Source organism: Pseudomonas sp. D1HM (genome assembly GCF_019266105.1).
Lineage (GTDB): Bacteria > Pseudomonadota > Gammaproteobacteria > Pseudomonadales > Pseudomonadaceae > Aquipseudomonas > Aquipseudomonas taetrolens.
This window is the reverse complement of record NZ_LRMN01000003.1, coordinates 152,854-177,897: the sequence shown is the minus strand read 5'-3', so window position 1 is coordinate 177,897 and position 25,044 is coordinate 152,854. Positions and strand designations below refer to the sequence as shown.

Genomic DNA, 25,044 nt, shown 5'->3' with positions numbered 1-25,044 from the left:
GAAGGCATACATTGAGCCTGTACCGAGCGCTCCGATAGCGTGTCCCCAAAATAACCCCGTGCCCTCAACGGCGAACACGCCTAAAATAGCCGTCATTCCTTTCTGATTTTCCCTCCTGTACCCCCGAGGCGCCTTTTTCAATGTCAGTGACTGCTATCACCGCCCCGTCTGTGCCGGATCACCGTGCGCAATTTTTGAGCCTGCTGGAAACCGGTCTGGCCCAGAACTCTTTTATCAAGCTGGTGCTGGCCAAGTACGTTGGCGCTGAAGCCGAGTTGCAACGGGTCATCATCAAGCAGGTCACGGTCAAGGATCAGCCTTGCCTGTCATTTGTGTATCGCTACAAAACCCGCGACATCACCAAGAACTTCCCGCTGGACGAAGGTGTGGCGATCATTGCAAGCCTGCTGCCGGAAGCATTCAAGAATGCACATTTGCTGACGCTGACCGACGAAGTGCAGTTGGAGTACAGCAAAAAGGGCAAAAGCTCGCTGTTCAAAGGTAAGAGCCAGCAAGAACGGGAGGTGCCGTCGGCTGAGCACAACCGTGAGAAGAACCGCTTTCTGGACCTGTCACGGCCGTTTCTGGTCGATCTGGGCGTGACCAACAAGCAGCAAGAGCTGATTCCGGCGATGTCGCGCAAGTGGAAGCAGATCAACAAATTTATCGAGGTGTTTTCCCACGCCTTGAGCAACTCACCGCTCAAGCTCGACCAGCCCGTCAAGGTGGCGGATTTTGGTTCCGGCAAGGGCTACCTGACGTTCGCCATTCACGACTATCTGCGTCACAGCCTGCAAGCCGAAGGCGTGGTGACCGGCGTCGAGTTGCGCGAAGACATGGTCACCCTGTGCAACAACGCAGCCCAGCGTCTGGAGCATCCGGGGCTGAGTTTCCAGCATGGCGATGTCCGCAGTTTTGCCCCGACGCCGATCGACGTCATGATTGCGCTGCATGCCTGTGACATCGCGACCGATTACGCGATTCATATGGGGATTCGTTCAGGGGCGGCGATCATCATGTGCTCGCCGTGCTGCCACAAGCAGATTCGCCTGCAAATCCAGAGCCCGGCGTTGCTCAAGCCGATGCTGCAATACGGTCTGCACTTGGGGCAGCAGGCAGAAATGGTCACTGACAGCCTGCGCGCGCTGTTTCTTGAAGCCTGCGGTTACGAAACCAAGGTGTTTGAGTTCATTTCACTGGAACACACCAACAAAAACAAAATGATCCTTGCGGTCAAACGCGCTGAACCAGTAGATCCGGCTCAATTACTGGAGAAGATTGAGGCCCTCAAGGCGTTCTATCACATTCAGGAACACTGCCTCGAAACGCTGCTGCGAGCCGATGGTTTGTTGAAGTAAGCATGTAAGACGCCCGTGCTGGGTACGTAGTATTTGGCTATTACCCATGCGGGCGCTCAGCAGTTACCTTGGCTACTCTTATTGGCCCAAGGTCTTACCTGAGGAGCATTTACCATGGCAGCGAAAAAAATTCTGATGCTGGTTGGCGATTACGTCGAAGACTACGAAGTGATGGTGCCGTTTCAGGCGCTGTTGATGGTGGGGCATCAGGTTCACGCGGTATGCCCTGGCAAAACTTCGGGTCAGACGGTGCGCACGGCAATTCATGACTTCGAAGGCGACCAGACCTACAGCGAAAAGCCTGGCCATCTGTTTGCACTGAACTTCGATTTCGACAAGGTCAAGGCCAGCGATTATGACGCGCTGCTGGTGCCAGGCGGTCGTGCGCCGGAATACCTGCGATTGAACGAAAAGGTGTTGGAGCTGGTGCGTGACTTCGACAAAGCAGGCAAGCCGATTGCTGCCGTGTGCCACGGTGCGCAATTGCTGGCCGCGGCCGGTACGCTCGAAGGTCGTGAGTGCAGTGCTTATCCGGCGTGCGCCCCGGAAGTTCGTCTGGCGGGCGGCACGTATATCGATATCGACGTGACCAAGGCCCATGTACAGGGCAATCTGGCCACGGCACCGGCCTGGCCTGCGCACCCTGCGTGGCTGGCGGCGTTTCTGGGTCTGCTGGGCACGACCATCACGCTGTAAGAGAGGGGAGCGACCATGTGTGAGCTGTATGTCAAAGCCGATCCGATTCTTTACGAGTCGCGCTCGCGTTCATTGCGTATTTGCGGCGTGGTCACCACCTTGCGCCTGGAAAACCAGTTTTGGGACATCCTCAGCGACATTGCTGAAACCGATGGCATGACCACCAATCAGTTGGTGGCCAAGCTTTACGAGGAAGTGATGGATTATCGCGGCGAAGTGGTCAACTTCGCTTCGTTTTTACGGGTGAGTTGCACCCGCTACTTGAGCCAGCGCCGGGTGCAACCGGCGCCGTTGAAGGACGCTGCCACCCTGACCAGCCTGCAAGCCCGACGCTGACTCCAGAGCCGACCCGGGCCGTCTCCTCGACCCCCGGGCACGGGCTGGATACCCCGCTTAGAAGAACCGTGTCACGCTGATCTTGGCGTTACGGCCCTGGCTGTAGGCGTTCAGGCCACTGAGCGCTGGGCGATAACTTTTGTTGAACAGGTTGTCCACCGTCAGGTTGACCTCAGTACCCTTGAGGTAAGCCTGTCGCGGTTTCCAGTTGGCGAACAGGCCCTGCACGTTGTACCCGTCATTGTCGTAATGGTTATAGAACGTGTCACCGAAGTTGCTGTTGTAGCCTTGCGCGTATTTGTCGCTCGGCAAGCGATCGGTTTTACGGACGAACTCACCTTGCCATCCCAGGCGAGCATCCCAGTCGGGAATTTTTACACCCAGCACGGCAATCCATTTTGGGGGCGGGATGTCCCGTGCCCACACGTCAGGCCCCCAAGGATTGGTATAGGCCCCTTGGTGTTTTCCGGTCATCCATGAATAAGACAACGACCCGAAGGTATACGTCGAGTCGTAGAAGCTCTCGACCTCAAAGCCTTTGATGGTGAGGCTGCCGATATTGCGATACACCGACATCGGCATCATGTCGCCACAATCTTCAGTCATGCTGGAGGCGTCTTGCTGGGCTGCGCAACCTACGCCGGTGGCTTTGAAAATCTCATTGTCGATCTTGTTACGAAACAGCGTTGTACGGATCAGCGCGGTGTCATTTTCGCCGAACAGACCATTGAAGGTGGTGATGTTCCCGGCGCGCCAGCCGGTGATGCGTTCCGGATCAAGATTGAGGCTGGTCGCGCTGCGGCTGCCCAGACCTTGCACCTCGTATTGTTCGTCAATCACCGGGGCACGCCAGGTTTTGCTGTAGTCGGCAAACAGGGCGGTGTGCGGCGTTATCTTCCAGAATGCCGACAGGCGCGGGGACCAGCCGGTGTAGGTTTTATTGCTGTAGTCGTGGCCCATTTCCGGATGGTTGTAAAGCGATGCATCGTTGGCCTGGCCCCGGTTGCGCACGTGGTCGTAACGCATGGACGGCGTCAGGGTGAAGTTGCCCAGGGTCATGGCATCCTGAACATAGAAACTGTTGGTATCGACCTTGCCCTGGGGCATGAAACCCGGCTGGTAGTGGCCGTAGTTGTATTTCTCAACCTCGTAGGTTTTGCCCGGCATCCACATTTGCACATCACGTTCATGCTTGCGAACTTGCAGGCCGGTGGTCACCACATGATCCAGCGGGCCGGTGGCAAACAGGCTGATGTTAGTGAGCTGCAACATGTTATCGGTGTAGCCGGTGTCCATCTTGCGCCCGCCGCTGGTGGGCTGCACAAAGGCTTTTTCACCACGTTCGTCGGTCTGCTCGGTGTTGGAGTAAGAATACTTCACCTCCAGATCGATCCATGGATTGTCGATGGGCTGGTACTGGTACCGGGTGACCCACGTGGTATCGCGGGTCACGCGGTCAGAGAGATACAGCTGGGTGGCAGCGTCATAGCCGACCTTGTCGATGTTGTGCTGGCTGGGCGGCGCGGGATAGCTGGTGGCCGAGAAGGGCACCCACAACTGGTTGTTGGAGCGCGAATACGAGAAACCGACACGGTGCTCGTCATTGAGTTGCAGGTTCAGTTTGAACAGCTGTGCGTCGAGGTCCTGAGCGGTGTTGGGCAGGCGTCTGGGGTTGATCGGGTAGCTATTGTCGGGGTCAGGCATGTTATCGGCCAGCTTCATGTCATCGCCGTCGCGCTTGGTCAAAAACAGCAGGGCATCTGCGCGCCCGTCGTCGGTGCGACCATACACGGCGCCGCTGTACACCTGTTGGTGGTCATTGCTGCTGTAGCCGTACTTGAGCATGCCCCCGGTATTCTTGCCGTCTTCGAGCAGGTCCGGTGCGTCTTTGGTTTCCATGTGTACCACCCCGGCAAAACCACCATTGCCGGTGCGTACATCGTGCGGGCCTTTCTCGACTTCAAGGCTTTTGATCAATTCCGGCTCGATGAAAATCGTGCCCTGCTTGTAGCGTTCAAAGCCGCTTTTGGTTGCGCCGTCCATGGTGATCTGAACGTCTTCGGCCTCGCCCAGGCCCCAGATATTGATGGTCTGGCCACCTGGTTTCAGTGAGCCACCGAGGTTAATGCCCGGTAACCTGGACAGCAGCGACGGAATGTTATTGGCCTGATAACGATTGATTTCGGCCTGGTCCATGGTCGACTTTCCGACATTACTTGAGTCGACCTCGTTACCGTTGCCGACCACGCTGACGGCCCCGAGCTCCAGGCGGGAGCTGGTGGTGGTGCCGTGTTCCGTGGGGCGAACCACATAGGTGCGATCGACCTGAATCAGGCTGAAACCGGTATCCCGGAGCAGGTAGCTGATCGCCTCCTGCGGCGTATAAGTGCCTGTGAGGGCGGGAGCTTTTACGTTGCGCAACACGTCTTCGTCGAACAACAGCTGGATTTTTCCCTGCTGCGCCACCTCGCTCAACGAACTGGCCAGCGGTTGCGCCGGCAGTTGCAGCTGGATCGATTCGGCGTGGGCGTTAATGCTGATTGCCATGCACGCCGCGAGCAGCGTCGGGCGCATGCAGGCGTGCGAGAAGTGATGTGGTGCGCGAAACATGAAATCCCCCAGTGCGGCAACAAAGGCCAAAAAGACATGCGTTAGCAACGCAGACCGAAGGAAGACGCAGGGCGCTGAAAAAACCACATATGCGAATGAAAAATATTCGCATATGTTTTTTTAGCGGGGTTCAATCCGGATTTTTCCGCTGCTCAACAGCACGGTTTTTACCGGAAGAAGCGCGGGCAAAGCGTTGACCAGCGCCATTGGATCACTGACATCCAGATTGCCAGAGACCTTGTAACGGCCGAGCGGGCCGCCAGCCAGTTCAATGATGCCGGGGCGATACACGTCCAGCTCGTCTACCAGGCTGGCCAGTTCGCGATTGCGAAACGCCAGGTGGCCGCTGCGCCAATCGGCGACTTCGCCTGCGCCAAGGGTTTGCGCCTGCAGTGAAGCGTTGGCATAGCTGTAGGTAGCGCGCTGTCGGGCCGTCAGCAATGTGGATGTTTTGGGGTCGGGCATGAATGCAACCTGGCCGTGGGCGACACTGACAACCAGTTGCCGCTGGCTGCGGCGCACATCAAACCCGGTGCCGACAACACGGATGCGTGCCGCACCGGCCTGCACCACCAATGGCTGTTCTTTATTGGCTGCCACCTCGATATAGAGTTGGCCCTGATCCAGATAAAGCGTGCGCTGATGGGCGCTGAAGTCGACACGAACCCGGGTATTGGCATTAACGGTCAAGCGGCTGCCGTCGTCCAGTAACACGGTGCGTGCGCCTTGCTCCCGGGTGACGATTTGCTGTTGCTGCAGCGTGACGGGCGCGCCGATATTCATGGCAAACACGGCGCAAAGTACGGCGGCGGCAGTGGCGAGTGCCAAGCCTGTGCGCCGACGCTTGCGCACGGGCAGGGCGAGCGGAGCATTGAGCGCTTCAAGCTCGCCGAGTTCTGCCCACAGAGCTTCGAATTCGGCGTATGCCTGTGCATGGGCAGGGTCGGCCAGCCATGTATTGAACAGGTCGCGACTCGCGTGACTGCGATCGTTACGGTTGCGCGAAAACCAGTTGGCCGCTTGTGTGTCGATACTGTCGTTATCGGCCGTTTGAAAAGGGCTCATTGCTGCGATTCCTTGCCCGTGTCCCGTTGGAGGTGCTGCTTGCAGTGCAACAAGGCAAAGGCAATATGCTTTTCCACCATGCTTACGGAGATTCCCATTCGTTCAGCGATCTGTACCTGGCTCAGGCCTTCAAAGCGATGCAGCATAAGGGCTTCGCGTCGGCGAGGGGAGAGTTCGTCGAGCACGGCCTTGAGCTGCGCAAGGCGCTGCAAGCGCTGGACGGCGGCCATCGGATCATCCTTCTCATCGCTTAAGGGCTCGGGTGCATGCTCGACAGTGTGCGGATGCACGGCCTGTCGTACCTGCTGACGGCGCCAGTGATCACGCAACAGATTGCGCGCCACCTGGAACAAAAAGGCTCGTGGTTGTTCGACCTTGCTCCGATCCTGATAACCCAGCCATTGGGTGAAGACATCCTGGGTCATGTCAGCGGCATCGCTGGCGTTATCCGTGCGTTTACGCAGGAACTGCAAAATCTGCGCATAACACTCACGGAAATATTCGGCCGCCAGCGGGTCGGGTTTGAAGCGAGACATGAAGATCCTTGTGGATGCTGCAATGCAATTTATTCTCGAATGGTATCGATAACTATTGCTATTTGTCTGCCTTTAAACACTATCTTCCGTTATTTCCTACAGATAAATGGCTAAAAGTCTGATGAGCGCTTTACTGGATAAGGCATATGCGTGTGCAACCTTCAGGAGAAGACTATGTCGGGTTGGTACGAACTGAGCAAAACCAGCAGCGGGCAATTTCGATTTGTGTTGAAAGCGGCGAATGCCGAAACCATTTTGACCAGTGAGCAGTACACCACCCTCGCGGCGGCAAAAAGCGGGATTGCGTCGGTGCAAGTCAACAGCCCGCTGGATGAGCGCTATGACAAGAAAGTGGCCAAAGATGGCAAACCGTACTTCAACCTCAAGGCGGCCAATCACCAGATCATTGGTAGCAGCGAGCAATATTCCAGCGAAGCGGCCCGGGACAAAGGCATTGCCAGCGTCAAAAACAACGGGCCAACCACGGTGATCAAAGAAAAGCTCTGACCGCCGACCCTGTAGGTGCGAAGCAATCTCGCCTCTACAGGGGCTGCCGGTGTTAGACCTCTACGGGCACGGAGTGTCGGGTGTAACCCAGTGGATGCGTTTTCGAGTTGAAGAAACGCAGTGCCAGTTTTTGCTCGGCAAACAACCGGCTGTAGTGGTTCTTCTGAAAGCGGATGAACGCCTCGTTGCGCGGGTATATCGAGATGCACAGGGTTTTCAGCGGGGCCTGACGCAGCGCATCAATCAGGTGCTGGTCCTGCTCGCCGAGGCTATGGCCGAAAATACACAGGGCGTCTTTGTGCCCCATCAATTGCGCATGGCAAAAGGACAGGTAATCCGAGTGACGTATGGATTTACGCTTGTCCTCACTGCTGCCTTCGCTGACAAAAAGTGGCACATCATCCAGCGCGCTGATGGAGTGGTTGATCGCAAAATTGCTCAATAGCGTGGGTGCGGTATTGATGATTTTGCGCGCCTTGCCGTCCTGATTTTTCACCAGATGCAAGCCTCCGTGCAGGTACAGCACGCGGGTGGCTTTGCTTTTGGTCAGCGCTGCGCCCGTTTCAAAGGTCGCTCCCGGGGTGTTGAACATGTCATTGAAGCCTTTGGGCGCCTGCATCACCGCCCAAGGCGTGAGCAGGTCGTAGTTGCTGCAGTACACCGTGGCGTAACGTGCCAGTTCCTGGTTCCAGCAAGCCAGCGTTTCGGCCTGCATCAGGCGCCAGGGAATGTGCACGTCCTGGGTGCAGTTGATCAGTGCTTCCTTGATTGCGTAGTAGCGTTTGCGGGGCGAGGCCGAACTGATGGCCAACGCCTTGTTGACCTTGCTCGCGGTTTTAAGGGCACTTAATACGTGCTCGAAGTTACGCGTGTTCAGGGCCTCGAATACGCTGAGTTCGGTCTGGCTAAGGGGCTTTTCGGCGACGCTTTTGGCTTTTTCAAACAGTGATTCGTAATAAAAGTCATGCCAGACGGCCATGCTTGCACCGTTGCCCACCAGTAGCCCGCTGCATGGCGCGCTGGTGCTTAGCGCATTCCAGTCTTCTAGTTCGGCATCAAATTCCTGGAAGGGGGTCATCGCAAATATCGTCTCAAGGCGTGGGCGGTGCAGGACTTTATCACGCTCAAGTGTTGAGCCAGATCAACATCGAAAACGTCCGATTGGGTGAAGCTGAGTTTATTGACCCAACTCACGTCGCGGGGTGTGCCCCGGACACCTGAAAGAGGACTTGCCATGACCAGTACCTTCTTTATTCCTGCCGTGAACATCATGGGCAACGGGTGCCTGGATGAAGCCATGACTGCGATTCGCAATTATGGTTTTCGCAAGGCTTTGATCGTAACGGATGCAGGCCTGGCCAAAGCCGGTGTGGCGGCTCGAATCGCAGAGAAACTGGCGTTGCAGGACATCGAGTCGGTGATATTCGATGGTGCCAAACCCAACCCGAGCATCGCCAACGTCGAGGCCGGCCTGGAGGTTTTGAAGCAACATCAATGTGATTTCGTCGTGTCGCTGGGCGGCGGCTCGCCTCACGACTGTGCCAAGGGCATTGCGCTGTGCGCCACCAATGGCGGGCACATCCGTGATTATGAGGGGCTCGATCAGTCCAGCAAGCCGCAGCTGCCTCTGGTGGCGATCAATACCACGGCGGGTACGGCCAGTGAAATGACCCGTTTCTGCATCATTACCGATGAAGATCGGCATGTGAAAATGGCCATCGTGGACCGCAACGTGACGCCGTTACTCTCGGTCAACGATCCGGAGTTGATGGTGGCAATGCCTAAAGGACTGACCGCAGCTACCGGCATGGATGCGCTGACCCATGCCATTGAGGCCTATGTGTCGACGGCGGCCAACCCGATTACTGATGCCTGTGCCATCAAAGCGATGGAACTGATCAGCCAGAACTTGCGTAAGGCGGTACAGGACGGCAAGGATCTGACGGCAAGGGAGAACATGGCCTACGCACAGTTTCTCGCCGGCATGGCGTTTAACAACGCGTCGCTGGGCTTTGTGCACGCGATGGCGCACCAGCTGGGTGGCTTCTATGACTTGCCCCACGGGGTGTGCAACGCGGTGCTGTTGCCCCATGTACAAACCTTTAACGCCAGCGTTTGTGCGGCGCGCCTGACCGATGTGGCCCGTGCGCTTGGGGTCGATGTGAGTGGCCTGAGCCCGGAAGAGGGTGCGCAAGCAGCCGTCGCGGCGATTCGCACCCTGGCACGGGACGTCGAGATTCCGGCCGGTTTGCGCGATCTGGGGGCTAAGCTGGATGACATCCCGATTCTGGCGACCAATGCGCTGAAGGACGCGTGTGGTCTGACCAACCCGCGGCGGGCGGATCAGGGTCAGATTGAAGAGATCTTCCGCAACGCGTTCTAACGAAACAGCTGGTGCGGATGCAAAAAAAAACGGCCGGGTTAACCCGGCCGTTTTTATGTCTGGCTCAGAAGTGTTTATTGCACTTCAACGGCCAGGCTGTCGCTGATTTTCTTCTGCCAGATCGCCGGGCCGGTGATGTGTACCGACTCGCCGTTGCTGTCGACAGCCACTGTGACAGGCATGTCTTTGACGTCGAACTCGTAGATCGCTTCCATGCCCAGTTCGGCAAAGGCCACGACGCGCGACTTCTTGATTGCCTGGGCAACCAGATACGCCGCGCCGCCCACGGCCATCAGGTACACGGCTTTGTGTTCCTTGATGGCTTCGATGGCGGTAGGGCCGCGCTCGGATTTACCGATCATGCCCAGCAGGCCGGTCTGATCGAGGATCTGACGGGTGAACTTGTCCATCCGCGTAGCTGTGGTCGGGCCTGCAGGGCCAACCACTTCGTCGCGCACCGGATCAACCGGGCCTACGTAGTAGATGAAGCGGCCTTTCAGGTCGACCGGCAAGGTTTCACCCTTGTTCAGCATCTCAACCATGCGCTTGTGTGCAGCATCGCGGCCGGTCAGCATCTTGCCGTTCAGCAGCACGGTTTCGCCTGGTTTCCAGCTTTGCACGTCTTCCGGCGTCAGGGTGTCGAGGTCGACACGGCGGGCAGACGGGCCTGCTTCCCAGACGATTTGCGGGTAGGCGTCCAGCGGTGGCGCTTCGAGTTCTGCAGGGCCGGAGCCATCCAGAACAAAGTGAGCGTGGCGGGTGGCTGCGCAGTTCGGGATCATGCACACCGGCAGCGAGGCTGCGTGGGTCGGGTAATCCATGATTTTAACGTCAAGTACGGTGGTCAGACCGCCCAGGCCCTGGGCACCGATGCCCAGCTGATTGACCTTCTCGAACAGCTCCAGACGCATTTCTTCGATACGGTTGGACGGGCCGCGCTTGATCAGCTCGTGAATGTCGATGGACTCCATCAACACTTCCTTGGCCATCACTGCCGCTTTTTCAGCCGTGCCGCCAATGCCAATGCCGAGCATGCCCGGTGGGCACCAGCCAGCGCCCATGGTCGGAACGGTCTTGAGCACCCAGTCAACGATCGAGTCGGACGGGTTGAGCATGGCCATTTTCGACTTGTTCTCGGAACCGCCACCCTTGGCGGCTACATCCACTTCAACGGTATTGCCCGGAACGATGGAGTAGTGGATGACTGCCGGGGTGTTGTCCTTGGTGTTGCGACGAGCGCCGGCCGGGTCGGCCAGGATCGAAGCACGCAGGACGTTTTCCGGGAGGTTGTAAGCGCGACGCACGCCTTCGTTGATCATGTCGTCCAGGCTCATGGTGGCGCCGGTCCAGCGCACATCCATGCCCACGCGTACGAATACGGTGACGATGCCGGTGTCCTGGCAAATCGGGCGGTGGCCAGTGGCACACATGCGCGAATTGATCAGGATTTGTGCCATCGAGTCACGGGCTGCTGGCGATTCTTCGCGCAGGTAAGCTTCGTGCATGGCCTGGATGAAATCCACGGGATGGTAGTAAGAAATGAATTGCAGGGCGTCAGCAACGCTCTGAATCAGGTCGTCTTGCTTGATCACGGTCATGGGTCGCGCTCCTCTATAAGACGGGAACATTCAAAAAGGTGTTTGCGACCTTGGTCTATCGGTCTGTCGAAAACAACTTTGCTAGGCATACCGGGCACGCATGACCGGTACAAAAAAGGCGCGGCAGTATAACCCGGAGCACTCTGTGATACACCCGCTGTGGTGCAAACGAAAGTAGGATGTGATTGTTGGCGCCATTAGACTGTCTGTTACCAGGGCCAGTCGTAGCCGCGCCCGGCGGCGCAGCCGTCGTAAAGCCCGGTGTACCTCTGCCTTGGATGTGCCGCGCTAAGGGGCAAGACACTCTCTACGCAATTGACTGCTATCAGGAGGCATGAAGTGCCCGAGTTACATGTTGCTGATCGCCGCTGGTCAGTTGCCCGAGACAGCAACTTGCTCGACAGCCTGAATCAGGCGGGTGTGGCCGTGCCCTACAGTTGCCGAGCGGGCAGTTGCCATGCTTGCCTGGTGCGCTGTGTGCGGGGCGAACCTGCAGACCTCAAGCCAGAGGCCCTGGCGCCGGCCCAGCGTGAGCAAGGGTGGCGTCTGGCCTGCCAATGTCAGGTGACCGAGGACTTGCAACTCGAGACGTTCGATCCGGTGCGCGATGGATTGGCGGCAGAGGTGTCGGGGCTCGAGTGGCTGAGCCCGAATGTGCTGCGCTTGCGGCTGTCGACGCAGCGTCCCTTGCGGTATCGCGCCGGGCAGCATGCCGTGTTGTGGACGGCCAACGGGGTCGCCCGCCCGTATTCGCTGGCCAGTCTGCCCGAAGAAGACCGTTTTCTGGAGTTTCACCTGGACTGCGCCCATCCCGGGGAATTCGTCAACGCGGCGCGACAGTTCAGTGTCGGTGATCCGGTGCGTCTGGGCGAATTGCGCGGCGGAGCCTTGCATTACGATCCCGACTGGCAAGAGCACCCGCTCTGGCTGCTGGCGTCGGGTACGGGGCTGGGGCCGTTGTACGGGGTGCTGCGCGAAGCCCTGCGCCAGGATCATCAGGGCCCGATCCAGCTGGTTCATGTGGCTCGAAATCACGCCGAGCATTATCTTGAACATGAAATTATGGCCTTGGCCGCAGCGCACCCGAATCTGCAGGTCGAATGGTTGGTGCGTGAGCAATTAGCTGATTTTCTAGTCCGGATGCGTCTTGTTTCCCGGCAAACCCGGGCCTTAGTCTGTGGTCACCCCGACAGCGTCGAGGCGTTTTCCAAACGCTTGTATCTGGCAGGGCTGGCGCGCAATCAACTGTTGGCGGATACCTTTTTGACCCGCAGTTAAGCGCCGTTTCCCGACTTATCGAGAGTGAGCATGACTCAAGCCATAGTGGTTGAACGCGACGGCGCGGTGCTGATCTTGCGCCTTAATCGCCCGGACAAGAAAAACGCCCTGACCCGCGAGATGTACGGTCAATTGGCGCAGGCCCTGGAGCAGGCCGATGCCGATGCCAGCGTGCATGCGCTGCTGATCTGCGGTACGGCTGAATGCTTCACCAGCGGCAACGATATTGCTGACTTCCTGCAGCAGCCACCACAGGACATGAGCAGCCCGGTGTTTCGTTTTATGCGCAGCCTGCTGGAATGCCGCAAGCCGGTGGTGGCGGCAGTGGCAGGCGCGGCGGTGGGGATTGGTACCACGTTGCTGCTGCATTGCGATCTGGTTTATGTGAGCCGCGACGCACGATTGCGCATGCCGTTTGTCAATCTGGGGTTAAGCCCGGAATTTGGCTCCAGCCTGTTATTGCCGCAGTTGCTCGGGCCGGTGAGGGCAGCGCAACTGTTGCTGTTGGGCGAGGGGTTCAGTGGTGAGCAGGCTGCGGCCTGGGGGCTGGCCAATGCCGCGTTGCCTGAAGGCGTGGCCACACTGGAAGCCGCTCGGGACGCCGCACAGCGGTTGGCGGCATTGGCCCCGGCGGCGGTACAGGACAGCAAGCGGCTAATGAAGACGCCAGGGCGTGAGCAATTGCGCCAGGTGATCGAGGATGAGGGTTGGCTGTTCATTCAGCGCCTGAACTCCCCGGAAGCGGTGGCCGCGTTATCCGGATTTATGGATAAACCCCGTAGCCCATAGCCGCTGCCGTGATCCTTGGACGCGGTGACTGCTACGGATTTGGGCTTGCTTCTGTAGTCGCTGCCGAAGGCTGCGATGGGCGGCGCGATAGGCCCGGCCAGCAAAACTTCGAAAAAAAAGCCCCGCCTGATCACTCAGGCGGGGCTTTTTGGCTGTGGCCTTGTCAGGCTCAGACCATTTTGTCGCCGACATGCAGAATCTTCATGCCGTTGGTGCCACCGATGGTGTGGTAGCTGTCGCCCTTGGTCAGGATGACCCAGTCGCCTTTCTCAACGACGCCACGCTTGAGCAGCTCGTCGATAGCCGCTTGGCTGACTTGCTCTGGCGGCAGCGAAGCCGGGTCGAACGGTACGGTGTACACGCCACGGAACATGGCCGCGCGAGCTTGGGTTTCACGGTGCGGGGAGAACGCGTAGATCGGCACCGAGGAACGGATACGCGACATGATCAACGGCGTGTAACCGCTTTCGGTCAGGGCGATGATCGCTTTGACACCCGGGAAGTGGTTGGCGGTGTACATGGCCGCCAGCGCAATGCTCTGGTCGCAGCTTTCGAAGGTCTTGCCGATACGGTGGCTGGAGGTTTTGCTGGTCGGGTGCTTTTCAGCGCCGACGCAGATACGGGCCATGGCCTGTACCGCTTCCAGTGGATAGGCACCGGCAGCACTTTCAGCCGAAAGCATCACGGCGTCGGTGTAGTCGAGAACGGCGTTGGCAACGTCGGACACTTCGGCACGAGTGGGCATCGGGTTCTGGATCATCGACTCCATCATCTGGGTCGCAACGATCACCGCTTTGTTGTGGCGACGTGCATGCAGAATGATTTTCTTCTGAATGCCTACCAGCTCGGCATCACCGATTTCAACGCCCAGGTCGCCACGGGCAACCATGACGGCGTCGCTGGCTTTGATCAAACCGTCGAGGGTTTCATCGTCGGCCACGGCTTCGGCGCGTTCAATCTTGGCAACCAGCCAGGCAGTACCGCCCGCTTCGTCACGCAGTTGACGTGCGTATTCCATGTCAGCGGCATCGCGGGGGAACGACACGGCCAGGTAGTCGACTTCCATTTCGGCAGCCAGCTTGATATCGGCCTTGTCTTTTTCAGTCAGGGCTGGCGCGGTCAGGCCACCACCACGACGGTTGATGCCTTTATGGTCGGACAGCGGGCCGCCGATCAGGACCGAGCAATGCAGAGCGTCGGCGGTGGCGGTATCAACACGCATGACAACACGGCCGTCATCGAGCAGCAGCTCGTCGCCCACGCCGCAATCCTTGACCAGGTCGGGGTAGTCGATACCGACGATTTCCTGGGTACCTTCAGTCAGCGGGTGGCTGGTGGAGAAGGTAAAACGATCACCGATTTTCAGTTCGATGCGTTTGTTGGCAAATTTGGCGATGCGAATTTTCGGGCCTTGCAGGTCACCCAGGAGGGCAACGAAGCGACCATGCTTGGCGGCGATTTCGCGCACCAGCTTGGCACGAGCCTTGTGCTCATCCGGAGTACCGTGGGAAAAGTTCAGACGGGCGACGTCCAGGCCAGCGAGGATCAGCTGTTCCAGCATCTCCGGTGAATTGCTGGCAGGGCCAAGTGTGGCAACGATTTTAGTTCGACGAACGGACATGCAAAGACTCCTGAGTTCAAGCGCTGCCAAAGGCTACTATGGTCTTTCGCTGTAGTCATTGTTCCTCTGCACTACTTTCGACTTAAGTTGTGGTGCATCGGTGCGATGAACGTTTAATTGCTGTTAAACCGGGCTTGAAGAATTTGGCGGTGGGGTCGATACACTGTTAAGAACAGGAGAGACCCATGCGATTCATGCTCGTTTTAATAATGGTCTGCACGATGGCGGGCTGCACGCGCTGGTCGATGAACCATCATTTGAATAATGCTTACCGGGCTTATGATCGCGGCAACTGCGAAACGGTGATGCTGGAATTGTCCAAGGTTGACCGTGACAGCCGCAGCCGGCCCTATATCTGGCCGCAAACGGCCATGTTGCGTGGCTTGTGCCTTGAACGTACCCGGTTTTATCTGGATGCCGCGCAGACGTATCAGTACATCATCAACGAATTCCCGAAGAGCGAATATGCCTACCGGGCCAAGGCGCGGATTGAGACGTTGCGCATCCTGAAGTTTATTCCGGGGCCGGGGACGGCTCAGTCACTGCCTGCGAAAATTTGACTGGGAATGACCTCTGACTGGTCGTTTGATCTCTTTTTACTATGGTATGTGCTCATTTGAGTTATTTTTCAGGGTGAAAAGCTCAAAGGTTTCAGCGCTGGGTAGCGGGTGTGTGGCTGTGCTTCCAAGGCTGTTGTCCTGAGTTTCGGGCGAATGCGGCGCGTGATGGCGGGGGTGAAAAGCCCGGTCCGAATGACGCGCAGGGCATTTCTAACGTCGGGCGCAGTTAGGCAGGATGGCTTTTTATCGTGATATTCAACAGGATGTCTGACCGCCGTATCGAGCGCCATCAACTGGTGTGTTTTTTGAAAGTGTTCAATCGGTTCACGGATAAACCCTTGGGTTTTCTGGGTAATGTGACCGAAGACCGAATCATGTTGATCAGCCAGCTGCCGTTGCTGGTGGGAGGCAATTTTGAATTTCGCCTCAAACTGCCCGCCCATGAAGGTGACCAGCAGTTTATTGATCTGTCGGCGCGCTGCCTGTGGAGCCATGAGGATGCCTCGCCACATTATTACGACTCCGGTTTTATCCTGTTCAAACCGCCTGCCGAATACGCCTCGCTGATCAGTGCCTTGCATCGGTACTTCAGTTTTCATCCCTTGCAAGCCTCTGCATAAGGCGAGCTTCTGGCTCGGGCGTCAGGTGCAGGGCTGGCCGTGCCCGGGCCGGAACGCCTAGACTGATGGGGTCTACTGTTCAGGAACACCCCGTGACCTCTATTTTCTGGTACGACTATGAAACCACCGGCATCAACCCGCGCTGCGATCGAGCCGTGCAGGTCGCCGGTATCCGCACCGATGCTGAACTCAATGAGATTGATCAGCCCCTCAACCTTTATTGCCAGCCCAGCGACGACATCCTGCCTCACCCCATGGCTTGCCTGATTACCGGCATCACCCCCGGGCGCCTGGAAGACAAAGGCCTCGGTGAAGCCGAGTTCATGACCCGGACACATGCCCAGCTGGCGCTGCCCGGTACCTGCGGTGCGGGCTACAACACATTGCGTTTCGATGATGAGGTCACGCGCTACAGCCTGTATCGAAACTTTTTCGACCCTTACGCACGTGAGTGGCAGGGCGGCAACAGCCGTTGGGATTTGATTGATGTGGTGCGCACGGCATATGCCTTGCGCCCCGAAGGGATTGTCTGGCCTCAGGAAGACGGCCGAGTAACACTCAAGCTGGAGCGATTGACGGCGGCCAATGGCATTGACCATGGTCAGGCTCACGATGCGTTATCCGATGTGCGGGCCACTATCGCGCTGGCGCGGCTGATCAGGTCCAGGCAGCCCAAGTTATATGACTGGTTATTTCAATTAAGGACCAAACAGCGAGTGCAGGATCAGGTTCGCTTGTTACAGCCGATGGTGCATGTCTCCGGGCGCTTTTCTGCGGCCAGGCATTATGTGGGCGTGGTATTGCCTCTTGCGTGGCACCCTAAAAATCGCAATGCGCTGATTGTGTGTGACCTGCACTTTGATCCTCAGCCTTTATTGGACATGGATGCCGAATCATTGCGTGCGCTGCTTTATACGCGTCGGGAAGACTTGCCCGAAGGGCAACTGCCAATACCGCTCAAGCTGATACACGTTAATCGTTGTCCGGTGGTCGCGCCCTTGAATGTAGTGCGTGCGCAGGATCAACAGCGTTTGCAATGGGACATGGCGCATTATGAGGCCCGTGCCCGCCAGCTGACGGAGACGCAGGAAGTTTGGCAGGATAAGTTATCCGCCCTTTATGCCCGTGAAGACTTTACCCCCAGTGAAGACCCCGAGCAGCAGTTGTATGACGGCTTTCTCGGCGACCGTGATCGTCGACTGTGTGAACAGGTCAGGCTGAGCGACCCCGAGCAATTAGCGAATGACGCCTGGCCTTTTGATGACGAGCGTTTGCCCGAGTTATTGTTTCGTTATCGGGCCCGAAACTTTCCTCATACCTTAAATGCACAAGAACTCGAACGTTGGCAGTTATTCTGCCAACAACGTTTGACTGATCCGGCCATGGGAGCCCCCCTGACCCTGGAAGCGTTTACGCAGCAGGCTGACGAGCTGTCCCGTGCGGCCACGCCCGCGCAGTTGACACTGCTGGATGAGTGGAAGCGATACGCGCGCAGCTTGAGTCGTCGTGTCGGCCTGGACACACAAACCGAGCACTCAAGTTAAAATCAGCCCATAAAAAAACGCCAGCAAGCTGGCGTTTTTTATGGGTGACGCAACAACGTTGCGCACACGGTGTCACTTAGTCCAGCAAAGTAGCCCAGCCTTCAACCACGTCGCCGCCCCACTTGGCTTTCCACTCTTTCAGCGTCTTGTGATTGCCGCCTTTGGTTTCAATCACTTCGCCGTTGTGCGGGTTTTTGTACTGTTTAACCTTGCGGGCACGTTTGGTGCCGGTAGTTTTCACTACGCCGCGGGGTGCTTTGCTTACTTTGGATTCTGGATCCAGCAGCGCGATGATATCGCGCAGCGATTTTTGATATTCGCCCATCAGGGTGCGCAGTTTGCCTTCAAATTCCAGCTCGGTTTGAAGTTTGTCATCTTCCGACAGGTTCTTCAGGCGCGCTTGCAATTCTTTGATGGCTTCTTCTGTTGCGCGGTATTCGTTGATCAAGGACATGAGGAAAACCTTATGTTGAAAAGGGTTTACAGGGAGACAGTGGCGCAATAATAGTCAGGCAGTTACGGCAAGTAAATATCCACGGGCTGAATAATTTAAAAAAATGAATCATTAACTTTTCATTCTTCACATATACACGCTATTAAACAGTGGGCGTTTATCCGGATAATAAGGCGCCCTAATAATTGATTCTAAGCGTGGTGAAAAAGCCTGCAGGCCTCTACCGCGTTGGCGTGGGCTCACGTGCTGTGTGACCACATGACGCGAGCAATAAGGCACAAGGAATACTGTCGTTTTGCTGCGCACTCGCTAGAATGGCGGCCTTAGTAAAGTTTTGGAGTTTTTCCCTCATGCGCACTTTTCGATTGGTGATTGCGTGCCCCGACGGCGTCGGCATTGTTGCCAAGGTCAGTAATTTCCTGGCCTCCCACAATGGCTGGATCACTGAAGCGAGCCACCACTCGGACGATCAAAGCGGTTGGTTCTTCATGCGTCACGAGATTCGTGCTGATTCTCTGCCTTTCGGGCTGGAAGCGTTTCGCGAGGCATTTGCCCCGATTGCCGAAGAGTTTTCGATGGTGTGGCGGATTACCGACACGGCGCAAAAAAAGCGTGTGGTATTGATGGCCAGTCGCGAATCCCACTGCCTGGCTGACTTGCTGCACCGCTGGCACAGCGATGAGCTGGACTGCGAGATTTCGTGCGTGATTTCCAACCACGATGACTTGCGCAGCATGGTCGAGTGGCACGGCATTCCTTACTACCATGTGCCGGTTGATCCCAAGAACAAAGAACCCGCCTTCGCTGAAGTCTCGCGCCTGGTCAAGCAGCATGACGCCGAGGTTGTGGTGCTGGCGCGTTATATGCAAATCCTGCCGCCAGACCTGTGCCGCGAATATGCGCATCAGGTGATCAACATTCACCACAGCTTCCTGCCGTCATTTGTGGGCGCCAAGCCCTATCACCAGGCCTCGCTGCGTGGCGTGAAGCTGATCGGCGCAACGTGCCACTACGTGACCGAAGAGCTGGATGCCGGCCCGATCATCGAACAGGACGTGGTGCGCGTCAGCCACAGCGACAGCATCGAAGACATGGTGCGTTTCGGACGGGATGTCGAGAAGATGGTGCTGGCCCGTGGCCTGCGTTATCACCTGGAAGACCGCGTTCTGGTGCACGGCAACAAGACCGTGGTGTTCTGAGAACTCACAGCGCTGTTGCGTGACTGATTTTGTCGTCGCAGCCCACAGGGCGCGACGACAGGATATTGATATGACAGACCCTCTCGAAAAAGCCGTTTCACGGGCACCGGCAACGTTGGGCGAAGGCTGCTTGAGCCGATACGACCCTGATGCACTGGGCCCTGAAGACGGTACAGAATTTCCGGATGCAGCCGCCTTATGGCGTGCACTGCATCCGCTCCCGCTTCCCGAATCCGCTCCGGATGAGAGCACGCCCTCAGACACGTGAGACGGTTTGTATCGGCCGCGTGTCAGAGGATGGCGCAGTTGAAGCCAGCCACTGAGTTTTGGTCACCGGCTCGCGGCCCTCGGCAATCAACCTTTGTACGGTCCGGAACCAGTAATCTCGGGAAAAGCGGTGACGCATATCCACCGGGTGCAGCCCCAGTCGGATCAATGGCGCATTGTGCCAGCGCTGTTCGCGCACATCGCTGATCACTTTCGACACGCCTCGGCGCCAGGCGCTGCCGGCACTCCAGACCAGGCCCGGCGCCTCGATGGCGGTGAATTCAGGCAGGCGATAAAGATGCTGTGGGTCGCTGGTGTAGCGAAAGGGTAACTGGCGCAAGGCCTGGCGCGTTCCCTCACTCATCAGCCAAGCAGGTGCGACGAACCCCTGAACGGGCCATTGATAACGCTCGAACACCTCCAGGCCTTGCTGCAGCCGGTTCAGCGCCTGTGCTTCGGACAACGTGTAAAACTCTCCCTCCCAGGTATACACCCTGCGCATGAACCAATCCCGCGGCGTACGTGGCGCTGGCTGGTCATCGGCATGAAAGTAGCCATGCAGCACCAACTCATCGCCCTTCATGACGCGGCTGTCCAGCTGTTGCCTGAACGCACCGGCTTCGGCCAGGGGACTGGCATGATGAAAGTCCGGCACCACCAGCCAGGTGATCGGGATGGCGCCAAGGGCATCGATGCGCTCGACGAATGGCTGGTAGTCCGGCCATGTTTGCGGGGCCACATCATGCAGCACCAGCGCGACACTGAGATCAGACATGGGCAGCCAGCGCCTGATGGCTACCGAGCACGGCTTGATAATGCGTCAGTAGCGCCTGTACCACCTTGTCCCAGGAGTAATGCAGCTCGGCATGCAGACGCGCTTGGCGGCCGAGGCGCTGGGGATCGCCGGCGAACAGCTCGCGCACGGCATCGGCCATGGCCTGTGGCTGATTGGGCTGGCAGAGAATGCCGACCTGATCGTGGACCAGTTCGTTGAATGCCCCGGCAGCCACGGCGACCACTGGAATGCCGCTGGCCATGGCTTCGAGGATGACCAGGCCGAAGGTTTCCTGATCGCCGGCATGGATCAATGCATCGGCACTGGCCATAAGGCGCGCCAATTGAGCGGCGGGACAAAAGTCATCAATCACCGTGACGTTATCCGGGACATGGGAGGGCATCTGTGAACCTACCAACAGCAGGTGATAACGATCCCCCAGGTGGCGCATGCACTCGAGCAGGACCGGCAGGTTTTTTTCTTTGGAGCCGCGACCGGCAAAAATCAACAAGTGAGCATTTTCGTTGATCTGCAATTCGGCGCGCAGTTCGGGATCGCGGTGCTGAGGGTTGAACGTTTGCAAGTCGACGCCCAGTGTCTGCACGAACACATTGTCGACCCCCAGGTTTATCAACTTGTCAGCCATGACCTGGCTGGGTGCCAGCACTCGGTCGAAGTGGCTGTACAGGCGGCTGATATAGGCTTCGGCGTTCGGTGTGAGCCAGCTACCCATGCGGTTGCGCACCAGCAGCGGCAGGTCCGAGTGATAAAAACCGATCACCGGTATATCCAGCTGGCGTCGAGCGTCGAGTGCGGCCCAGGCAGTGAGGTAAGGATCGCCGACTTCGATCAGGTCAGGTTGCAGTTCGTGCAACATGTTGCACCAGGGCGCGAGGCGGATAGGGAAGCGAAAACCATTGCCGAAGGGCAGGGCAGGCGAGGGGACCTGATAAATACCGTCGTGTTGAGTCAGGTTGCTGCCCGGTATCAACAGGCTGTGACGAATCCCCGGCAAGTGGCTCAAACGTCGGTGTTTGGCATCCAGATAGGTGCGCACTCCGCCGCTGGCGGGCGCATAGAACATGGTGATGTCAGCAATATGCACGGCCTTGAGTCCTCTGATTCACGATCATCCATGGTATTGACCTCATTGGATGATAGATGCTCATCAGGATTGAGCCGCTGCAATGCAGCGCGTAACTGCCGGCCAGCAGTTACGCGGTCCCGGGATTAGATGCGGAAGCTGCCTACCAGTTGTTTCAGGCGAGCCGCTTGTTGCTCCAGATCGGAGCAAGCGCGCAGCGTTGACTGAAGATTTTCGACGCCTTCCTGATTGAGCGTGTTGATCTCGGTGATGTCCATGTTGATCGATTCGACCACCGAGGTCTGCTCCTCGGTCGCGGTAGCGACGGATTGATTCATGCCGTCGATTTCGCCAATACGCGCCGTCACGCCGATCAGTCGCTCGCCCGCCCGATTGGCGATCTCCACACTGTCCTGGCTATGGCGCTGACTCTCTTCCATCGTGCTGACAGAGTTGCGGGCACTGACCTGCAACTCTTCGATCATGGTCTGCACTTGCTGCGCCGACTCTTGTGTGCGGTGTGCCAGGTTGCGCACCTCGTCGGCCACGACAGCAAAACCGCGCCCGGCTTCACCGGCCCGGGCGGCTTCAATGGCAGCGTTCAGTGCCAGCAGGTTGGTTTGTCGGGAGATGCTGGTGATCACTTCCAGAATCTGCCCGATGTTGACGGTCTTGTCGTTCAACGCTTCGATGTGGCTGCTGGACGTACTGAGCATGTGTGACAGCTGCTGCATCGAGTGGATGCTGTGTTCAACCACTTGCTGGCCGTCTTCGGCAAGCCCGCGGGCATCGCTGGCCTGATGCGATGCCTGTGCCGCGTTGCGGGCTATTTCCTGGGCGGCGGCGCCCAGTTCATTGATGGCCGCCGCGACACTGTTGGTGCGGCTGGCTTGTTCGTCCGAATTGAGCATCGACGAGTTGGAAGCACTGACGACACGCAAGGCGACTTCGTTGACCTGCTCGGTGGCGGAGGCCACTTCGCCGATTGACGTGTGAATGCGTTCGACAAACTGGTTAAAGGCGCTCCCCAGGATGCCGAACTCATCCCGGGATTCAACGCTCAGGCGGCGAGTCAAATCACCTTCACCTTCGGCGATGTTCTGCATGGCGCGGGTCATGACATGCAACGGTTGCATGAGCAGGCGAATCAACAGGCCGAGCAGGGCAATGATCAAGACCACGGCAATCGCGGTGGCAATGATCGCGGAGGTGCGGAATGTCGTGAGCATGGCAAACGCTTGCTCTTTATCAATGGACAGGCCGATGAACCAATTGACCGAGCCCAACCCTTTGACTGGCGCAAAGGTCACGATCCGGGTCTGGCCATTGACCTGGATTTCGCTGATATCGGTACTGATGGGCGGCGTGTCCTGAGGGTAAATGTCCTTCAGGTTTTTCATCACCAGAGCGTTGTCAGGGTGTACCAGGATTTTGCCGTCTTGCCGAACCAGGAAGGCATAGCCCATGCCGTCGAAGTTCAAAGCGTTGATGGTGTCGGTAATGGTTTTGAGCGACAGGTCTGCACCCACGACGCCCAGGGTTTGTCCGGCTTTCTTTACCGCCGTGCCGATGGAGATGATCATCTGACCGGTCACTGCATCGATGTACGGCTCGGTCAGGCTGGCAGTGTCGTTGTTCAGCGCATCCTTGTACCAAGGACGGGTACGCGGGTCGAAACCTTCAGGCATTTGAATGTCGGGGCGCATGGTAAAACGGCCCTGACTGTCACCCAGATAAACCCCCATGAACGTGCTGCTCAATGCTTTTTGTTCCAGCAGGCTTGCCACCTGGGCCGGTTCTGGAACGATGGCGATTGATTGCGCCAGGTTTTCGACCAGCAATATCCGGCCACCGAGCCAGGTCTGGATGTTGTTGGCGGTGACGCTGCCCATCTCGTGCAAGTAGCTCTCCAGATCATCGCGGATGGCGTTACGTTGCAGGTAATCGTTGTACAGCGTAAATAGCGAGAAGGCGGCTATTACGATCAGGGACGCGGCAAGCAGTATTTTGTGGCTGAAACGCAGGTTTTTATTCATGGCTTGAAGGGTCCGCTAAGGTCTAAAAGTTTGAGGCCTACACTCTGAAAAAACGCGCACACTAGAAATTGCTGCCCAAACTGGCGAAATTTCTATATTTAATGGGGCGCTTTCCTACGCTAAATTCGGAATTTCCTGGTCTAGCATTAAGGGTGTATCGACGCCGGACCGTGAAAGATTAATTAAAGGTGGCAAAATGCCTGACTCTTCTGCTCTTGTTCTCGGTGCTGACCTCTCGGGTCAGGCCATCGCTCAGTCATTGCGCCTGGCAAACCGCCACGGTTTGGTGGCAGGGGCCACGGGGACAGGTAAAACCGTCACCCTGCAACGCTTGGCCGAGCAGTTCAGCGATGCCGGCGTGGCCGTGTTCGCCGCCGACATCAAAGGTGACTTGTGTGGCCTTGGGGCGGCAGGCAATCCCCAGGGCAAAGTTGCGGAGCGGATTGCCGGGATGCCGTGGCTTAACTATCAGCCTAAGGCGTATCCGGTAACGCTGTGGGACATACAGGGAAAAACAGGTCATCCATTACGTACGACGTTGAGCGAAATGGGGCCATTGCTGCTTGGCAGCTTGCTGGAGCTCACCGACAGCCAGCAAGCCGCTTTGTATGCTGCATTCAAGGTGGCGGATCGTGAAGGTCTGTTGCTGCTCGATCTGAAAGACCTCAAGGCGCTGCTCAATCATTTGCGTGATAACCCTGAGGTGTTGGGAGATGACGCGGCCTTGATGACCACGGGGTCGAGCCAGGCCCTGTTGCGACGTTTGTCCACCCTTGAGCAGCAGGGTGCCGAAGCGTTGTTTGGTGAGCCGGCACTGCAGCTGGAAGACATTTTGCAACCTGCCAGCGATGGGCGCGGGCAGATTCACCTGCTTGATGCCAGCCGTCTCGTGCATGAAGCGCCAAAGGTCTATGCGACTTTTCTGCTGTGGTTGCTGGCGGAGCTTTTCGAGCAGTTGCCGGAGCGCGGTGATGCAGACAAGCCATTGCTGGCTTTGTTTTTTGATGAGGCACACTTGCTGTTCGCCGACACGCCAAAAGCGCTCCAAGATCGTCTGGAGCAAGTCGTTCGGTTGATTCGCTCCAAAGGGGTGGGGGTGTATTTCGTCACCCAGTCACCGGCTGACCTGCCGGACGCAGTGCTCGCGCAACTGGGTTTGCGTATCCAGCACGGGCTACGGGCGTTTACAGCCAAAGAGCAAAAGTCCTTGAGGGCGGTCGCAGACGGCTTTCGGCCGAACCCGCAGTTCGATGCCCTGGCGGTGTTGACAGAATTGGGGACAGGGGAGGCTCTGGTCGGCATGCTGGAGGAAAAAGGTACGCCAGCCATGGTCCAGCGCGTACTGATCGCGCCGCCGCAATCGCGCATCGGGCCGTTGACCGAAGCCGAGCGCTCAGCGTTGATTAGCGGTTCTGCCTTGCAAGGGCGTTATGACAAGCCGGTCGACCGGGAATCTGCGTACGAAATCCTGCTGGCCCGCAAAGGGGTTGCTCCTGAGGTGCCAGCGCAATCCGCCCCTGGCAAGGCGGCCGCCCCGGAACCGGGTTTTCTTGACCAGGCCGGGGACTTTCTGGGCTCGACAGCGGGCAAGGCGCTGCAATCCATGGCCCGACAGGCCGCAGGCCAACTGGGGCGTCAACTGGTCCGTGGGCTGATGGGGTCATTGCTGGGGGGCAGCAAGCGCAAGTAAGCAGGTGATGCATGTACACCGCTGACTCGCTCCTGCAG

The 25,044-nt window shown here is 57.7% G+C and carries 23 protein-coding genes and 1 pseudogene; 13 read left to right on the top strand and 11 right to left on the bottom strand.

The window, feature by feature from the left end:
* Positions 1–140 precede the first annotated feature (140 nt).
* The 3 genes from AWM69_RS03920 to AWM69_RS03910 all read left to right on the top strand — a co-directional run bounded on the left by AWM69_RS03920 (position 141) and on the right by AWM69_RS03910 (position 2,390).
* Positions 141–1,358 (top strand): SAM-dependent methyltransferase, encoded by a 1,218-nt coding sequence (locus AWM69_RS03920; protein WP_218725817.1) that lies wholly within the window; start codon positions 141–143, stop codon positions 1,356–1,358.
* Between the two features lie 114 nt (positions 1,359–1,472).
* Positions 1,473–2,054, top strand: coding sequence for a DJ-1/PfpI family protein (locus AWM69_RS03915; RefSeq protein WP_048379221.1), 582 nt, complete (start codon positions 1,473–1,475; stop codon positions 2,052–2,054).
* Positions 2,055–2,069: 15 nt separating this feature from the next.
* On the top strand, positions 2,070–2,390 hold the full coding sequence (locus AWM69_RS03910; protein WP_048379223.1) for a ribbon-helix-helix domain-containing protein: 321 nt from the start codon (positions 2,070–2,072) through the stop codon (positions 2,388–2,390).
* A gap of 57 nt (positions 2,391–2,447) precedes the next feature.
* On the opposite strand, the gene AWM69_RS03905 is transcribed toward AWM69_RS03910, so the two are convergent.
* The 3 genes from AWM69_RS03905 to AWM69_RS03895 form a co-directional block, all read right to left on the bottom strand.
* Positions 2,448–5,000, bottom strand: a complete 2,553-nt coding sequence (locus AWM69_RS03905) for a TonB-dependent receptor (RefSeq protein ID WP_131652787.1) — start codon at positions 4,998–5,000, stop codon at positions 2,448–2,450.
* Positions 5,001–5,120: 120 nt separating this feature from the next.
* Complete coding sequence (locus tag AWM69_RS03900; RefSeq protein ID WP_218725816.1) at positions 5,121–6,065, bottom strand: FecR domain-containing protein; 945 nt, start codon at positions 6,063–6,065, stop codon at positions 5,121–5,123.
* On the bottom strand, positions 6,062–6,601 hold the full coding sequence (locus tag AWM69_RS03895; RefSeq protein WP_131652789.1) for an RNA polymerase sigma factor: 540 nt from the start codon (positions 6,599–6,601) through the stop codon (positions 6,062–6,064). The genes AWM69_RS03900 and AWM69_RS03895 overlap by 4 nt, the downstream gene beginning before the upstream one ends.
* 174 nt (positions 6,602–6,775) lie before the next feature.
* Between AWM69_RS03895 and AWM69_RS03890 the strand changes: the two genes are divergently transcribed.
* Positions 6,776–7,108 (top strand): YegP family protein, encoded by a 333-nt coding sequence (locus tag AWM69_RS03890; RefSeq protein ID WP_048379232.1) that lies wholly within the window; start codon positions 6,776–6,778, stop codon positions 7,106–7,108.
* A 52-nt stretch (positions 7,109–7,160) separates the two neighbouring features.
* Here AWM69_RS03890 and AWM69_RS03885 read toward each other — a convergent pair whose 3' ends face one another.
* On the bottom strand, positions 7,161–8,186 hold the full coding sequence (locus AWM69_RS03885; RefSeq protein ID WP_218725815.1) for a DUF4917 family protein: 1,026 nt from the start codon (positions 8,184–8,186) through the stop codon (positions 7,161–7,163).
* Positions 8,187–8,342: 156 nt separating this feature from the next.
* On the opposite strand from AWM69_RS03885, the gene yiaY reads away from it, so the two are divergent.
* Positions 8,343–9,491, top strand: a complete 1,149-nt coding sequence (gene yiaY / locus AWM69_RS03880; RefSeq protein WP_218725814.1) for an L-threonine dehydrogenase — start codon at positions 8,343–8,345, stop codon at positions 9,489–9,491.
* 74 nt (positions 9,492–9,565) lie between these two features.
* On the opposite strand, the gene AWM69_RS03875 is transcribed toward yiaY, so the two are convergent.
* Positions 9,566–11,089, bottom strand: coding sequence for a fumarate hydratase (locus AWM69_RS03875; RefSeq protein WP_131652792.1), 1,524 nt, complete (start codon positions 11,087–11,089; stop codon positions 9,566–9,568).
* A gap of 339 nt (positions 11,090–11,428) precedes the next feature.
* Between AWM69_RS03875 and AWM69_RS03870 the strand changes: the two genes are divergently transcribed.
* Together AWM69_RS03870 and AWM69_RS03865 are read left to right on the top strand one after the other, a co-directional pair.
* Positions 11,429–12,367 (top strand): iron-sulfur-binding ferredoxin reductase, encoded by a 939-nt coding sequence (locus AWM69_RS03870; RefSeq protein WP_131652793.1) that lies wholly within the window; start codon positions 11,429–11,431, stop codon positions 12,365–12,367.
* Positions 12,368–12,397: 30 nt separating this feature from the next.
* Positions 12,398–13,156, top strand: coding sequence for an enoyl-CoA hydratase-related protein (locus AWM69_RS03865; protein WP_218725813.1), 759 nt, complete (start codon positions 12,398–12,400; stop codon positions 13,154–13,156).
* Between the two features lie 169 nt (positions 13,157–13,325).
* Here the strand turns inward: AWM69_RS03865 and pyk are convergent, their stop codons facing one another.
* Positions 13,326–14,777, bottom strand: coding sequence for a pyruvate kinase (gene pyk, locus AWM69_RS03860; RefSeq protein WP_048379244.1), 1,452 nt, complete (start codon positions 14,775–14,777; stop codon positions 13,326–13,328).
* Positions 14,778–14,962: 185 nt separating this feature from the next.
* Here pyk and AWM69_RS03855 point away from each other — a divergent pair, with 185 nt between their 5' ends.
* From AWM69_RS03855 to sbcB, 3 genes are all read left to right on the top strand, one after another.
* Positions 14,963–15,337: a tol-pal system YbgF family protein gene (locus AWM69_RS03855; RefSeq protein ID WP_218725812.1), complete on the top strand. Its 375-nt coding sequence runs from the start codon at positions 14,963–14,965 to the stop codon at positions 15,335–15,337.
* Positions 15,338–15,600: 263 nt separating this feature from the next.
* Positions 15,601–15,957: a PilZ domain-containing protein gene (locus tag AWM69_RS22765; protein ID WP_131652796.1), complete on the top strand. Its 357-nt coding sequence runs from the start codon at positions 15,601–15,603 to the stop codon at positions 15,955–15,957.
* A 92-nt stretch (positions 15,958–16,049) separates the two neighbouring features.
* Complete coding sequence (gene sbcB, locus AWM69_RS03845; RefSeq protein ID WP_218725810.1) at positions 16,050–17,501, top strand: exodeoxyribonuclease I; 1,452 nt, start codon at positions 16,050–16,052, stop codon at positions 17,499–17,501.
* 76 nt (positions 17,502–17,577) lie between these two features.
* Here sbcB and mvaT read toward each other — a convergent pair whose 3' ends face one another.
* Entirely contained in the window at positions 17,578–17,955 is a 378-nt protein-coding gene (gene mvaT / locus AWM69_RS03840; RefSeq protein ID WP_048363549.1) for a histone-like nucleoid-structuring protein MvaT, read from the bottom strand.
* 350 nt (positions 17,956–18,305) lie between these two features.
* Here mvaT and purU point away from each other — a divergent pair, with 350 nt between their 5' ends.
* Together purU and AWM69_RS03830 are read left to right on the top strand one after the other, a co-directional pair.
* The gene (gene purU / locus AWM69_RS03835) at positions 18,306–19,154 is read left to right on the top strand and encodes a formyltetrahydrofolate deformylase (RefSeq protein ID WP_048379257.1); all 849 of its coding nucleotides are present in this window, start codon (positions 18,306–18,308) and stop codon (positions 19,152–19,154) included.
* 70 nt (positions 19,155–19,224) lie between these two features.
* Positions 19,225–19,422, top strand: a complete 198-nt coding sequence (locus tag AWM69_RS03830) for a hypothetical protein (protein ID WP_218725809.1) — start codon at positions 19,225–19,227, stop codon at positions 19,420–19,422.
* On the opposite strand, the gene AWM69_RS03825 is transcribed toward AWM69_RS03830, so the two are convergent.
* The 4 genes and pseudogenes from AWM69_RS03825 to AWM69_RS23065 all read right to left on the bottom strand — a co-directional run.
* A complete protein-coding gene (locus AWM69_RS03825) occupies positions 19,411–20,196 on the bottom strand; it encodes a DUF2334 domain-containing protein (RefSeq protein WP_218725808.1) in 786 nt (261 codons plus the stop codon). The two genes, AWM69_RS03830 and AWM69_RS03825, sit on opposite strands and share 12 nt — an antisense overlap.
* Positions 20,189–21,301 (bottom strand): glycosyltransferase, encoded by a 1,113-nt coding sequence (locus tag AWM69_RS03820; RefSeq protein ID WP_131652800.1) that lies wholly within the window; start codon positions 21,299–21,301, stop codon positions 20,189–20,191. Before AWM69_RS03820 ends, AWM69_RS03825 begins: the two co-directional genes overlap by 8 nt.
* Positions 21,302–21,426: 125 nt before the next feature.
* Complete coding sequence (locus AWM69_RS23070) at positions 21,427–22,191, bottom strand: methyl-accepting chemotaxis protein (RefSeq protein WP_373274289.1); 765 nt, start codon at positions 22,189–22,191, stop codon at positions 21,427–21,429.
* A gap of 93 nt (positions 22,192–22,284) precedes the next feature.
* Positions 22,285–23,316: pseudogene (locus tag AWM69_RS23065) on the bottom strand (cache domain-containing protein); the annotation flags it as partial.
* A gap of 196 nt (positions 23,317–23,512) precedes the next feature.
* Between AWM69_RS23065 and AWM69_RS03810 the strand changes: the two are divergent.
* A complete protein-coding gene (locus AWM69_RS03810) occupies positions 23,513–25,006 on the top strand; it encodes a helicase HerA-like domain-containing protein (protein ID WP_218725806.1) in 1,494 nt (497 codons plus the stop codon).
* Positions 25,007–25,044 lie beyond the last annotated feature (38 nt).